Below are 13,198 nucleotides of genomic sequence, written 5' to 3'. Positions count from 1 at the left end.
TTCGTAATAATCAAAAAACGCTCAAAGGTATGAGAAAAATAGCTGCGCCCCAGCCTTCATTCTGGATCAGGGCAATAAAGTGTACTGCTGCACAATTACTACTTTCCCTTCTTTTTGTGGTTATAACATATGCCGGTACAAGCCGCGGTCAGGGCGTGCTTGACCGTGAAGTAACGCTGAACATAAAAGAAAAAAAGCTGGAGTTTGTATTGACTAAAATCGAGGAACAAACAAAGGTTATGTTTGTATTCAGCCCAAAGCTTATTCAAAGTAACCGGCTGGTGACCATCAGTAAATCAAAAGAAAAACTGGCGGTGGTATTGGATGAACTGGCCGGCCTGTTAAAGCTCAACTATGAAGTGATTGGTGATAAAGTGATTTTAAAACGAAAATTTAATACCAATACAGGACCGGCAACTATTACTGCAGAAGAAAATGCACCGGCGCCCATCACCGGTAAAATCACCAATTCAAAAGGTGAACCACTGAGTGGCGTGAACATTATCATTAAAGGAACCAACAGAGGCACTACTACCAATGCCGGTGGAAATTTTACCATTGAAGCCAATGAAGGCGATGTGCTGGTAATTTCCAATATAGGTTTTGCAACAAAAGAAATAACAATAAGCAGTCAGCACGAAATCAGTCTCAATCTTGAGGAATCTGTTGCAGAGTTAAGCACTGTTGTGGTTGGTTCGCGTTCGTTGCGTCCACGAACAAATGTTGAATCGCCGGTACCCGTAGATGTGATCTCATCAAAAGACCTGCTGGCCACCGGACAAATTGAACCTGCTCAGCAAATTCAGTTCACGGCTCCTTCTTTTGTGTCGAACAGGCAAACCATTGCCGATGGAACCGACCATATTGATCCTGCTTCGTTGCGTGGCCTTGGGCCCGACCAGGTATTGGTGCTGGTAAACGGAAAGCGCCGGTATAATACCGCACTGGTGAACATCAATGGAACGGTAGGAAAGGGTTCGGTAGGCACCGATCTGAATTCAATTCCATCCGGTTCTATTGAACGCATTGAAGTGTTGCGCGACGGTGCTGCTTCGCAATATGGATCTGATGCCATTGCAGGCGTTATAAACGTGGTATTGAAAAAGAAAACAGGTACACAGGTAACTGCACATGCCGGCCAGCAATATGCCGGTGATGGCGCCAACCTGCAACTGGGCGTTAACCGGGGTTTTAAATTGGGCCATAAAGGCGGTTTGTTAAATCTTACGGGTGAATTCAGGCATCGTCAGCCAACCAACAGGGCAGGTGAGTACCTCGGCACCGTGTATACCGGCAATGCAACACAGGATGCCGATTCAATTGCGAAGTACGGAGGATGGGACAGAAAGAATAATATGTACATCGGTAATTCAAAACAATTAAACGGCTATGGCGAAGCCAATCTTGAATTGCCCATTACGGCAAATACCAAATTTTATGCAACCGGTATGTACAGTTACCGCAAAGGCAAAGCAGCCGGCTTTTACCGGTATCCTAAACAAACCACACAGGTAGTAGCATCTTTATATCCGCGTGGATTTTTACCTTATATAGAATCTACCATTAACGACTATTCAGGTATCATTGGTTTTAAAGGAAAAACGCACAGCGCCTGGAACTGGGATGTAAGCAGCACCTATGGCGGCAACCAGTTCAGGTTCGATATTTCCAATTCGAACAATGCCAGCATGGGTGCTTCGTCGCCCACCGAATTTTATTGTGGTAAACTGGCTTTCAGACAAAGCACCTCCAATGTAGATTTTTCAAAAGATTTCGGTGCGAAAATGAATCTGCCTTCATTCAACGTGGCGCTGGGAGGCGAACTGCGGGTCGATATGTTTAAAATAACACCGGGACAGGAAGAATCGTGGAAAAACTATGATCAGTCAAAAGTGGGCGGCGCACAGGTGTTTCCCGGTTATCAGCCATCCAACGCAGTAGATAAAAACAGAAGTGTTGTTAGCTCTTATGTAGATTTGGAAACTGATCTTACAGAGAAATTTTTGATGAATGTGGCCGGCCGTTTTGAGCATTACAGCGATTTTGGCAATGCACTTGCCGGTAAGCTGGCTTTGCGGTATAAACTAACAGATGCTATATCAGTGCGCGGCGCCATCAGCAATGGGTTCAGGGCTCCTTCTATTCACCAGTATTATTTCAATAACCTCAGTACTCAATTTATAAATATTGGTGGCACATTATCGCCCAGTAACACCTTAACAGTTCGCAATAACGATAGCATAGCGAAAGCATTGGGTGTTCCTGATCTGAAAGAAGAAACATCGGTGAATTATAGTATAGGCCTTACAGTTAAGCCGGCACGCAATATCAGCATTACGATCGACGCCTACCGCATCGATATCAAAAACCGGATTTTACTGGCAGGGCCATTCAAAAGAACCACTGCAAACAATACAATCGTTGACACAGTATTAAATGCTGCGCATATATCGAACGATGTAAAAGTGGTGCAGGCTTTTGCCAATATTATCGATACAAAAACACAGGGTATCGATGTGATCGTTACCGCCAGTCCTAAAGTTGGGCGGGGCAATCTTGATCTAACCCTGGCCGCCAACTTTAACGAAACCACCATTCAGAAAGTAAAAGGCACCGATAAAATTCCGGCAAAACCTGATTCTGTTGGCAATTACTTTTTCTTCGACCGGGCCGAACAATCGCGTGTTGAACGGGCCAATCCCAAAAACAAAATATCTGCGTCGGTTAATTACCAGTATAAAAAGGCAGGTGCTATGGTTCGGGTAACGCGGTTCGGAAAAGTTTCATCCTGGAACAGCGATCCGCGGCTTGATGAAACTTATGGCGCAAAAGTGGTAACCGACGCAAGTGTCAGTTACAGTATTTTGCCACAGGTTCGGGTAACCATTGGCGCAAATAATTTATTTGATGTTTACCCCGATAAACTGCAATGGTTCAGAACGGGTAATAACGATAAATCGAACACTTATTATGCCAATACATCCGACGGCCGTTTTGTTTACAGCCGTAATGCCACGCAGTTTGGTATGAATGGCGGGTATTATTATATCAGTCTTTCGGCCAGCTTTTAATTAAGTCGGGAAGTCCGAAAGTCCGTAAGTCCGAAAGAATCTTCGCGCTATTGGGGGCTTTCTTTCTGACTTACGGACTTCCCGTCTTTCGGACTTTGCTTATATTTGAGCATATGATTGTGGTTATTCAATGTAAAGACCAGGTAGGACTGGTGGCGGCTATCTCGGGCGTGCTGGCAAAGGAGCAACTGAATATCGTTTCGTTGCGTGAGCATGTTGATAAAGCGGAGAACCGTTTTTTTATACGTATAGAAGTTGAACAGGAAGCCGATGCTATTGCACTTGAAAAAAAACTGCATCAGGTGTTGCCACCGGATGCTGTAATTACGGTAAACCCCTTGCCCGAAAAAAAAGTGGTGGTAATGGTTACCAAAGAATACCATTGCCTGGCCGATATTTTGATCAGGTATTATTTTAAAACGCTGGGAGCGCAGGTGCAGTGCGTAATTGGTAATCACAGTACGCTGCAGGATATATGCAGGCGTTTTGATATTCCGTTTTACCTCGTTTCGCACGAACAGATCAGCAGGGAAGAATTTGAAAAACAGATCACAAGCCTTGTTTATAAATTTTCGCCCGATTATGTTGTGCTGGCGAAATTCATGCGCATTCTTTCTCCCGATTTTGTTGCGCAGTTCAGCGGGCGGATTATAAATATTCACCATTCGTTTTTGCCGGCCTTTGTAGGCGCAAATCCATACCGGCAGGCATTTGAACGGGGCGTAAAATTAATCGGCGCCACGGCGCATTTCGTTACCAATGAACTTGACGAAGGGCCCATCATTGCGCAACAGATCATTCCGGTGACCCATTCATATACGGCCGCCGATATGATGAAGGCCGGGAAAGAAATTGAAACATCGGTACTGGCCAAAGCACTTCGCTTAGTATTTGACGACAGAGTAGTGCTGTACAGGAATAAGACAGTAGTATTTGAATAATAATCCTCATAGTTGGGTTCAAGATCCCGGTTACCTGTTGCCGGGAACCGGGACCTGGTAACAGGTAACAATTATTTTACAAGGTGCCCATCAAAACCCATTTCTACCAGTTGCTCCCAGGCGTGCCATACATCGGCGGGGATTTTCTGAGGTATCTGAAATCCTTTTTCGGGATATATTTTAATCCGTTGCAGATCGCCCACCATAATATTGATCACTCTTTCGAGCGGAATTTCATTACTGGGATATTCTTCAAATGATAACAGGGGCGATGTAACCAGTAATTCTTTTTCGGGCCAGTGTTTTTTAAAAGTGGCGTAGCTGCGTCGCTCCATATATGGTTTTTGTACAACAATAAAGCTTTTCGGATCGAGTCGCTTATCCTGCAGCAGGCGTTGTGTAAATAAAATATTTTCACCCGTATTGGTGCTTTTGTTTTCGATAAAGATGGCTTCGCGTGGCACACCTTTATCAAGGGCGATCGTGGCAAACAGATCAGCTTCTGTTTCCGTCCACATATCTTTGGTTAAATTGCCCAGGCCTCCTGAAAAAATGATAAATGGCGCCAACCCCTGCAGGTAAATATCGGCGCCGCGTTCGGCTACGCGCAAATCATGACTGCCCAAAACCAATATACAATCTGATTTTTCAAGGGTATGATGCATGTGGTGGTAATCCCACAGCTTTTTTGCCAATGTAATCGCTTCCTGGTTTATCATTTTTGTACGGTTGAGTTTATATTACCCTGCACATTAGCAAGAAATCTGCCAACATGAAAGCCATCCATTAAACAATGGTTAACTTCAACAGAAACAGGCAGTTTTATCTGATTGTTTTCTGTAAAATATAGTCCAGGGGCTACCGACGAATATATATTAAAAAAATGATCGTCTAAACATTCGACACAAACGGAACATTATCGGTTTTGGCGCTTACATCAATATGTTTGCTTAGCTTATGCAATTCAAGCACGGTACCTTTTGCCGTTTCCCTGTACATAGGAATAAATTTACGGTTGAAGTGAATTTCCTGGTAAGTATAGGACGTGCGTTGCAGTACATTGTTACCATATACTTCATTGAACCCACGCACCAGTACATATAATTCCACATCGATAGCAGCAAAATCTTCCTTTGTAAAACCTGCCAACGGACTTTTTTCATCAATGGGATGAACAACCGTCCAGTTCATAGGCATGCTTTCGATTTTACTGCGTTCCAGCGGAAGTTCATAGTACCTGTATTTGGGTTCTCCGTTTTCCTGTATAAGCATGGCAAGGTTTACCTGAACTGTAACATCGGTCAATGCATGATTTTGTTTATAGCAGGCAAAGCGAAACATCAGGGCAGTTTTGTTGCGATAAGGCGCTATTATGGCATGATCGCTGAATGCCAGATGCGCGCGCGGTCGTGCAAACCGGCCATAAATAAGACCGGTTACCAATGCAAAGGAAAGAAAGCCGCTCATAGCCTCAATGGCTGCCACCATGTTAGCGGCATCGCCAATAGGGTTCACCCTGCCATATCCTACCGTTGTAAAGGTTTCGGTACTGAAAAAATACAGTTCTTTGAATATGCCGTTTTTTGAATTGGACAAAAAGCCGGTGAACTGCCCGGCGCCTATCCATAAATAAATACCTGTATATAACAGGTTAATGGCAAAAAAGAAAATAACAATAGTACTTATGAATTGCCAAAGTTGTAATGAGATCAGGGTATGATAAATACTGAAACGGTCCCAGAATGGCCATCCTTTCTTTTGCAGGTTAAAAGTGCCGTCGCGATTAATAAACCGGCCACCATTAACAACACCCGTGGTGCCAAAGCCCGTGTCGTTATTCAATTTCGGAACTGGATTAATTTCTTTCGTTGCAGGCATAGTTATTAGTTTACGCTGCAAATTTACTCAAAACCATTTACCGGTTTTCCTGTCCCACGTGGTAATACCTATTTTAAACTGAACCGGGTTATGAAAACGATTGGCGGCAGAGCCTACAACATATACACCTAATTTAAATTTGGTAAGCGGATTGAAGGGCCATTTAAAAACGCGTTCTATACCGGCAAAACCTTCGGCATAGCGAAGCGACCGTTCGGGTGCAATTAAAAAACCTGCGCCGGCCACTTCGCGTAACTGCAGTTTTTTGAGCAGTGGAATTTTATTGATAAAAGCCCCATTGAACTCATGCACATAGTGCCCCTGATAATTGCGATGAAATACCGGAAAGGTTGAATCCAGAGCCTGAAAAGCTTCATTGGGGTTCATGAACAAAACAGGATCACCACGCCGTTGAAACTGGTAATCGACCAGGCGCAGATCTTTCTGATTAAAAAAACTGCCTGTTTTTATTTTATACGATGAAATGCCTAATAAGCCCAGTTTAATTTCCTGTTCCATTCCAAATTCAAGGTAATCGAAATCAACTTTACTTTGTATAGGGCCCGGTATGCCTTTTCGCCAGGTAACATAAAAGGTAGGCCAGGCCGAACCGAGTATTACTTTTTCTTTCGGCTCCCGTATATAACGTTGCCAGGGTGTATACTGAAGGCGTATTTTACCGTAGGCGGCATTGTACGATTCAAAATCTACTGCCCGGTTGTTGGTGAGTATATTGCCAAATAAACTATCCGAAAGAGGATTGGTTTTATAATCGCTTACTGAACGGCGAAAGGCGAGGTCTATATCGGTATAAAGAAATAAGCCATTTACCAGTTCTAATCCATGCCCGATTTTCAGGAAATGATTCAGGTAAACATTATTCCGCTTTAACTGGTTGATCCATGCATCACCTGCGAAAATAAGGTCAAAGTCGCGGCCTCCTTCAAAATACAAAACGCCGCGATTAAAGGGATTGTACATTCGCCGTACGTTCAACCGGCCGTTTACATCGTGGTTACGTATGCCATAACTGATCTGCGGATTCAACTCCAGTGTTTTTTTTGAAGGATAGGTTTTCGAGTACCAGCCCGTAAACAAAATACGTGTGCCTCCAAACTGAATAGGCTGGTATAAAGAAGGCAATGGCGGTAATGACCAGTGGCGTTCTTTTTCATGGTCATTAAATTGCTGGCCGCTCCATAACCATTTCTTCCAGGTAATTTTATTGATGACCCCGTCTACCGAATCGAGATACACTTTTGTGTGGGTGGCGTGGTATATGCTGTCTTTATAATGAATGAACCGTAATTCTTTTTCGGTTAATGGTTCGGTGCGGTTGGCCTGCCAGAAGCTGCTGTCGCGTTCGTAGGCTTCCTGCGTAGTGGCACTTACTTCTGTTCCGAAATACCTTTTTTCAAATTGTTTATTCAATTCAAAATGGTTGTATGTAGCGGTGGTGGCGCCTGATTTTTTTGCTTTATTGCTTTTTGAATAATAGGTGAACTGCTGCCGGGTTATCATCCATGCCGTATCTGATATGAAATGGTACTGCTGGTCTACTTCAAAATAATCATATTCGGGCAGGTGATACACCGGCAATGTAAAACGGGTATGTAAAATCACCCACAGGCTGTCGGCAATCGAAATCTCTCCTTCAACAGTGGCATTGCTGATTTGCCGTGGTTTTACGCTTATAACAAATACCTTTCGGCCATCCTGGCGTTCTGTTCTTATGATCTTAAAACGATAGGCGAGTAGCCCGCTGTAACTTACAGGCGACAAAAACGGTGTTTGCGATAGAATGGGTGTTTTAATAAGGTTGTTATAAATATTAAAATCGGCCTGAGTAGTTGATAAATAAAATAATCCGTCGGTATTTCCTTTTTGGGTAACACCGAGGCGTTCTTCTTTGGTGCCCTGGGGCGCATGGTCGAGCTGCAACAAAATTTCAGCCATCGCCATGTTGTCTAATGCTGCATTTTTATTGGCGGTTAGTAAAGTATCTGTCTTTTCGCGTTTCTTTTTTCGTTTTGCCGTTGTTGAATCTTCCTGCACCGCTTTGATATATACCTTGCATGAATAGGCGCCTGCGGCTGATTGAATGGCTTCTTTATTACGGATAACATTTCGTATGATCTCTTCCGATCTATCGCGCACTTTTCCTTTTACCACCACCTCCGAAAGTCCTTTTGAATCGCCTGGCTCCATGATGATGTTTTGCATGTAATTGGCCTTCTGTACAATAACGGTAATGATCTGTGTTTTGTAACCCACCATACTAACCACCAGATCGTATTTTCCTTCGTACAACTGCAATTCATACATGCCGTTTTCTTTGGTAACGGTGCCGTGTTGCCATTCTTTTACCTGAACGGTAGCAAATGCCAGTGGCTCAAGCCTGTTGTTGGTGATTTTTCCGTATACTTTAAATGTTTGCCCCTGCGTAAAGGAACAGGATAACATGATAAGGCAAATCGATAGCAGGCTTTGGTTCATGCAAACGGGGTGATTGGTACAGAAAAATACTGTGTTCCTGCATGAACGGGAAGGAGAGGGAAGTACTTTAGTTCTTATTTAACAAGCAGTATGCCGGAAGCCGGAGGTCCGAAGTCTGAAGTCAGAAGACTCCGAAATATGAAATTGTTGAGCAAAATCGAACCGCAGGTTCTTCCGACTTCCGACCTCCGACATCTGACTTCTTACTTCGCTTTATCAAATGCCATTTTAGCGGCCAGGCCGGTAAGCACACTTGCCATAAAATATTTTTGAATACGTATCCATTTGGGATTTGCCGCAAACCATCGTGCAACCTTTGCAGCTACCAGCACAATAATAAAATTAACGGTAAAGCTAACCAGTATCTGCGCAATACCGAGGGTGATGCTTTGTGTAAATACATCTCCGTAGGCCGGTTTGATAAATTGAGGAAAAAACGACAGGTAAAAAACGGCTACTTTAGGGTTCAATACATTGGTAAGAAATCCCATCCTGAATAATTTCAACGGTGAATCGGCCTTTAAATCAGTACGCGGTTCAAATACATTTTTACTGCCCGGTTTTATGGCCTGCCAGGCGAGGTATAACAGATAGATAATGCCGGCTGTTTTTAAAATAGCATAGGCATAAGGTATTGTAAATAACACCGCCGTTAAACTAAAAGAAACCATAACAATATGAAAGAAAAAGCCGCAGATAACACCGGCGAGGGAAATAAGTCCGGCTTTTTTGCCTTGTGTAATTGATCTTGAAATAAGATAGATCATATTGGGACCCGGGCTGATAACCAGTCCGAATGCAGCGAGCATAAAAAGCAATAATTCATTTACAGGAATCATAGTTAGTCCGTTTATGCAATAATAACCGATGGCAGTTACTATACCAAACCGGCCCCCTGACTATTATTCAACCGGCACCCCATACTTTTTCGCCTGTTCGCGAATGAAAAGGTCGGCATCCCGGCTGCCATCGGCACAGATCAGGTCCATCTTTTTTTTGAATTTTGAAACCAGTACAGGATTGTTAACCACTTCTACCTCGGTATCGTCTACCGGTACGGTAATGGTAGGTACACACGATGAATCGCCAAATGAGGGAACTTCTTTTGGATTAGTAATATAAGATCCGCCCATACCGCCATGTGAAGTGTAAAAGAAACGTTCTTCGGCCTGACCACTAACCCCTGTGTATTTAAGTGAAGTGTTGCCAAAATAAACCCTCGAACCAACATCGGGATGGCGGCGGGCATGTGCTACATATTTTACATTCTCTACAGTCATTCCATCCAAACAATTCTCGCGGTCTACCGAATCGTACAGTCCCATAAAATATACTCTTACCAGCGGACTTAGCATACGGGCAATGGCGGTAACCACCAGGCCACCACGACTATGACCGATCAGCACCACCCGAACATCATCGGTTGTCAGCGGCTGGTTATCGAGCATTGATTTGGTAACGGTAGCGGGGATACGGGGTGTTTGATAGTACCCATGGCTTTCCATCATATTCTGAGCAGTACGCTCACTGTTTTGCATACAACTATTTACATCAAACATTTCGAGCGGCTTAATGTGCCTCGAGCGAATGGAGGGGAAGAGGGTGCTGATGCGTTGGTAAATGAAGTCGAGCGCTTCCTGCAAAATAGGTTCACTGTCGCTGCCTGTAACAACATTTGAAGGGCCGTGAAACCATTTGCGGTCAATGTCTATGGCGCCGTAATGCACATCGCGTACAAATTTAAAGGTGCTGCTGTTACTGCCATCTTTATTCATCCAGGAGCGGGAACCGGTGCCGTCTATTCCAACAACAATGTATTTGTAGTTCATAAGAAAGGTTTCAACCAAAAACTGCAGCTAAAAATAAGTTGTAAAAGGGCAGCAGGTTTTTAGTTTGGTTATTGATTAATGGTAAATGGGTATTCTTGTTTTGTAATAATGTAATGTCTAAACACTAACGGCCATCCTGCAACTTTTATCCAGGTTTTCGTCAAAAGTTTTGACTACACAGGTTTTTGTGTATAACAGAACAACAAATTTTAAACCAATTTCGAAAATTATTTTTAATTTAAACATCTGATTATTCAATCGGCACGTAAATTGGTTACAAAAATATACACATCGGAATATTTTTTTGTACTAATTTCGTTTTGCTGCACTGAGAGCATGATCAAGACAATCCTCTTTTGACACGCTTCACTGGTTGCGTTTTATTGTCGTTACCCATTTACCATTAACATTTACGATCATGCGGCTTAAGTATTATACATTACCATTGGACCCTGAATTGCTTATGCAAAAAAAAGAGCATCCCGGTTGTAATTTAAAGCAATCGGTGGCGCATCACCTGCACCTTATTGTTACAACGGCATTCGGTGAAATGCAAAGTGATGCAGATTACGGCAATTCAATCTGGGACCATGATTTTGATAATCTTACCACCCGCACAAGGCAACAGGAATGGATGAAAGAATCACTTACACAAGCTATTCATAAGCATGAAAAGCGGTTGGATGGCATAAAGGTAAGTGTTCAGGTAAAGCAGGAAGAAGTAAGCGCTTTATCGACTGAACGGCGTGTAAAAAAACGTTTGGACATATTTATCACCGGCCGGCTCACGGCAACCAGCGAAGACATTACTTTCCGCGACAGCTTTTTTGTGAGCCCCCTTTCTTATAGTTAGTTTATTGTTTAAGGTTTGTGGTTTGTAGTTGCCATAGTTAGCTTGTGGTTTATGGTTTGTAGTTTGTGGTTGCTGCCACGCTTTCGATTGCGAAAGTATTCGGCACATCCCTTGTTTACAAATCGGGGTATTCCCTTGATTAAGGTGTATCGCCTGAAGAACCACAAACCTCAAACTACAAACCCGAAACTGTTCATTTGTATTACACTGTTTCTTTTTTAAAAATTGATTTTACTTAAAGTGATGGACAATCGCGAGCAGATAAAGAACCGGATGATGAAAACGGCGGCCCGGGTATGGGGCTATCCCGAGGATGAAACGGAATCGTCATTCGATCCCCTGGTGAATGTGTTGTTTTCGGCCTGCGCCCTGGAGCTGGAGAAAATATCAAATGATATTCATTCTACCCGTGCGCGTTTGCTCGAACGCATGGTGCAATTATTGTCGCCCGAAGTTTTGTGCGGCCCATTACCGGCACATGCGGTGATGCATGCAAAATCTGTTGATGAATCGGCCTGGCTCGATGAGTGCGATCAGTTTTATTTTTCACAAAAAACAACGGCTTCTTATGAATCGACCACTACCGGGTATAAAGATATCTTCTTTGCACCCTCAGGGTCTTTTCAGTTGAATAGTTCAGCCGTTGGTTACCTGGCCACCGGTCACCAGCTTTTCCGTTATCGCGAAATGATCTCCAAAGAAGTGATCACCCATTGCCTGCCGGGAAAAGAACTGGAACAGTCGGTGTTATGGATCGGCATCACCGGACAACGGATCAACCTGCACAATACGCAATGTTATTTTGATATTAAGAATGAAGTCACCAAAGAACTGTTTTATCAAAACCTGCCGCAGGCTCGCTGGTTTTATAATAACCGCCAGCTAACAGCGGTTTCGGGATTTAATCAGGATAACATCAGCGGCGAACAACTCGATATTAAGCAATTGTTAACCCGTCGCAATACAGCTTCGTGGAAAATAAAAGAGCATGTGAATGCTTATTACAAGTCAAAGTTTATCACCATACGCGATGAGGAAGAAAATTCGATAAACGAAGTGGCCGTTATTCCCACTGAATTATTACAGTGCTTCGATAAAAAGGAACTGGAACAGTTACAGCAGGAAAAAGTACGGTGGCTAAAAATTCAATTCCCCGAAAATATTTCCAGTGCTGTTTTACAGGATGTGGTTTGCCACTTCAATTGTTTTCCGGTATTGAATTGCCGCTTTCACGAAATGCTGCACCATATGCTGAATATGCTGAACATTGTTCCGCTATATTCCGGCGATATTTATTTTGATCTGCACGACATTACCGATCTCGATGGCAATCAGTACAACATGCGTGAGGTTCAAAAAAATGCACAGGAAAAACTTACAGTTATTTTACGGCAGGGCGGCATTGGCCGGTTCGATGAACGCGATGCCGGTACAATCGTTGAAAACATCATTCAATTGCTCAGTGATGAAAGCGCTGCCTTTTCGGTACTGGGGCGTGAATTTCTGACCGGCGAAATGAAACAGTTGCAGCAAATTATTTATAAGCTGGAACAACAGATACACACCCGCGATCTGCAACGCGAACAAACACCATTCCTCGTAGTTCGGCAAACAAACGATAAACAAATAAACAACCTGGTAATAACACACTGGAGTACCTGCGGCGCTAAGGGGAATGATATAAAAGCAGGAACCGGTTTACTGACGTATAGAACAGCGAGGTTGTATCATCCTGATTGCATACTGGTATCGTCTACCGTTGGCGGAAGAGACCGGTTAAGCGCCACGGAAAGCATTACGGCCTATAAAGCGGCTTTGTTATCGCGCGACAGACTGATCAGCATGGAAGACATAAAAGTATTTTGCCGTCTTGAAATGGGCGACAAAGCAAAAACCATTGATGTAGCCAAAGGAGTGATGGTGCCCCGCCAGGTGTCGCAGGGATTTGCCCGAACCATTGATGTTACTGTAACGCTTCACAGGAAAGATTATATGGATGCGCAGGAAAAAAATCATATAAACTATTGGAAAGAAAGCCTGGCCCTGAAGCTTACAAAAAAATCAGCGGGTTTAACACCGTTCAGGGTATTTATTGAGCAGGAAAGCTGAAAATAAAGCAACATTCAACAT

10 protein-coding genes are annotated in these 13,198 nt (G+C 43.4%); 4 read left to right on the top strand and 6 right to left on the bottom strand.

What is annotated here, in order from left to right:
- Nucleotides 1-29 precede the first annotated feature (29 nt).
- Nucleotides 30-3,071, top strand: a complete 3,042-nt coding sequence (locus AC59IL_RS00440; RefSeq protein WP_496550086.1) for a TonB-dependent receptor — start codon at nt 30-32, stop codon at nt 3,069-3,071.
- 113 nt (nt 3,072-3,184) lie between these two features.
- The gene (purU, locus tag AC59IL_RS00435) at nt 3,185-4,012 is read left to right on the top strand and encodes a formyltetrahydrofolate deformylase (RefSeq protein WP_496550085.1); all 828 of its coding nucleotides are present in this window, start codon (nt 3,185-3,187) and stop codon (nt 4,010-4,012) included.
- 71 nt (nt 4,013-4,083) lie between these two features.
- Here the strand turns inward: purU and AC59IL_RS00430 are convergent, their stop codons facing one another.
- From AC59IL_RS00430 to AC59IL_RS00405, 6 genes are all read right to left on the bottom strand, one after another.
- Nucleotides 4,084-4,731: a YdcF family protein gene (locus tag AC59IL_RS00430; RefSeq protein WP_496550084.1), complete on the bottom strand. Its 648-nt coding sequence runs from the start codon at nt 4,729-4,731 to the stop codon at nt 4,084-4,086.
- Complete coding sequence (locus tag AC59IL_RS00425; RefSeq protein ID WP_496550926.1) at nt 4,728-4,886, bottom strand: CatA-like O-acetyltransferase; 159 nt, start codon at nt 4,884-4,886, stop codon at nt 4,728-4,730. The genes AC59IL_RS00430 and AC59IL_RS00425 overlap by 4 nt, the downstream gene beginning before the upstream one ends.
- 17 nt (nt 4,887-4,903) lie before the next feature.
- A complete protein-coding gene (locus AC59IL_RS00420) occupies nt 4,904-5,890 on the bottom strand; it encodes an ion channel (protein WP_496550083.1) in 987 nt (328 codons plus the stop codon).
- A 27-nt stretch (nt 5,891-5,917) separates the two neighbouring features.
- Entirely contained in the window at nt 5,918-8,386 is a 2,469-nt protein-coding gene (locus AC59IL_RS00415; protein ID WP_496550082.1) for a DUF5686 and carboxypeptidase regulatory-like domain-containing protein, read from the bottom strand.
- Nucleotides 8,387-8,589: 203 nt separating this feature from the next.
- Nucleotides 8,590-9,225 carry a LysE family translocator gene (locus tag AC59IL_RS00410; RefSeq protein WP_496550081.1) on the bottom strand — a complete coding sequence of 212 codons (636 nt, stop codon included), beginning with the start codon at nt 9,223-9,225 and terminating at the stop codon, nt 8,590-8,592.
- Between the two features lie 63 nt (nt 9,226-9,288).
- Nucleotides 9,289-10,215 (bottom strand): alpha/beta fold hydrolase, encoded by a 927-nt coding sequence (locus tag AC59IL_RS00405; protein ID WP_496550080.1) that lies wholly within the window; start codon nt 10,213-10,215, stop codon nt 9,289-9,291.
- A gap of 418 nt (nt 10,216-10,633) precedes the next feature.
- Here AC59IL_RS00405 and AC59IL_RS00400 point away from each other — a divergent pair, with 418 nt between their 5' ends.
- Together AC59IL_RS00400 and AC59IL_RS00395 are read left to right on the top strand one after the other, a co-directional pair.
- Nucleotides 10,634-11,068 (top strand): GPW/gp25 family protein, encoded by a 435-nt coding sequence (locus tag AC59IL_RS00400; RefSeq protein ID WP_496550079.1) that lies wholly within the window; start codon nt 10,634-10,636, stop codon nt 11,066-11,068.
- Nucleotides 11,069-11,293: 225 nt separating this feature from the next.
- Nucleotides 11,294-13,177 carry a hypothetical protein gene (locus AC59IL_RS00395; protein WP_496550078.1) on the top strand — a complete coding sequence of 628 codons (1,884 nt, stop codon included), beginning with the start codon at nt 11,294-11,296 and terminating at the stop codon, nt 13,175-13,177.
- The last annotated feature ends 21 nt before the right edge of the window (nt 13,178-13,198 follow it).

This window comes from Niastella sp. sgz303648, assembly GCF_059587045.1.
The sequence above is the reverse complement of the archived record's forward strand: the minus strand, read 5'-3'. Positions and strand labels throughout refer to the sequence as shown.

Excerpts from the sequence above, each read along its gene's own strand:
- purU (WP_496550085.1), top strand. The coding sequence starts at position 3,185 with ATGATTGTGGTTATTCAATGTAAAGACCAGGTAGGACTGGTGGCGGCT.
- AC59IL_RS00430 (WP_496550084.1), bottom strand. The coding sequence starts at position 4,731 with ATGATAAACCAGGAAGCGATTACATTGGCAAAAAAGCTGTGGGATTAC.
- AC59IL_RS00405 (WP_496550080.1), bottom strand. The coding sequence starts at position 10,215 with ATGAACTACAAATACATTGTTGTTGGAATAGACGGCACCGGTTCCCGC.
- AC59IL_RS00420 (WP_496550083.1), bottom strand. The coding sequence starts at position 5,890 with ATGCCTGCAACGAAAGAAATTAATCCAGTTCCGAAATTGAATAACGAC.
- AC59IL_RS00440 (WP_496550086.1), top strand. The coding sequence starts at position 30 with ATGAGAAAAATAGCTGCGCCCCAGCCTTCATTCTGGATCAGGGCAATA.
- AC59IL_RS00415 (WP_496550082.1), bottom strand. The coding sequence starts at position 8,386 with ATGAACCAAAGCCTGCTATCGATTTGCCTTATCATGTTATCCTGTTCC.
- AC59IL_RS00400 (WP_496550079.1), top strand. The coding sequence starts at position 10,634 with ATGCGGCTTAAGTATTATACATTACCATTGGACCCTGAATTGCTTATG.
- AC59IL_RS00410 (WP_496550081.1), bottom strand. The coding sequence starts at position 9,225 with ATGATTCCTGTAAATGAATTATTGCTTTTTATGCTCGCTGCATTCGGA.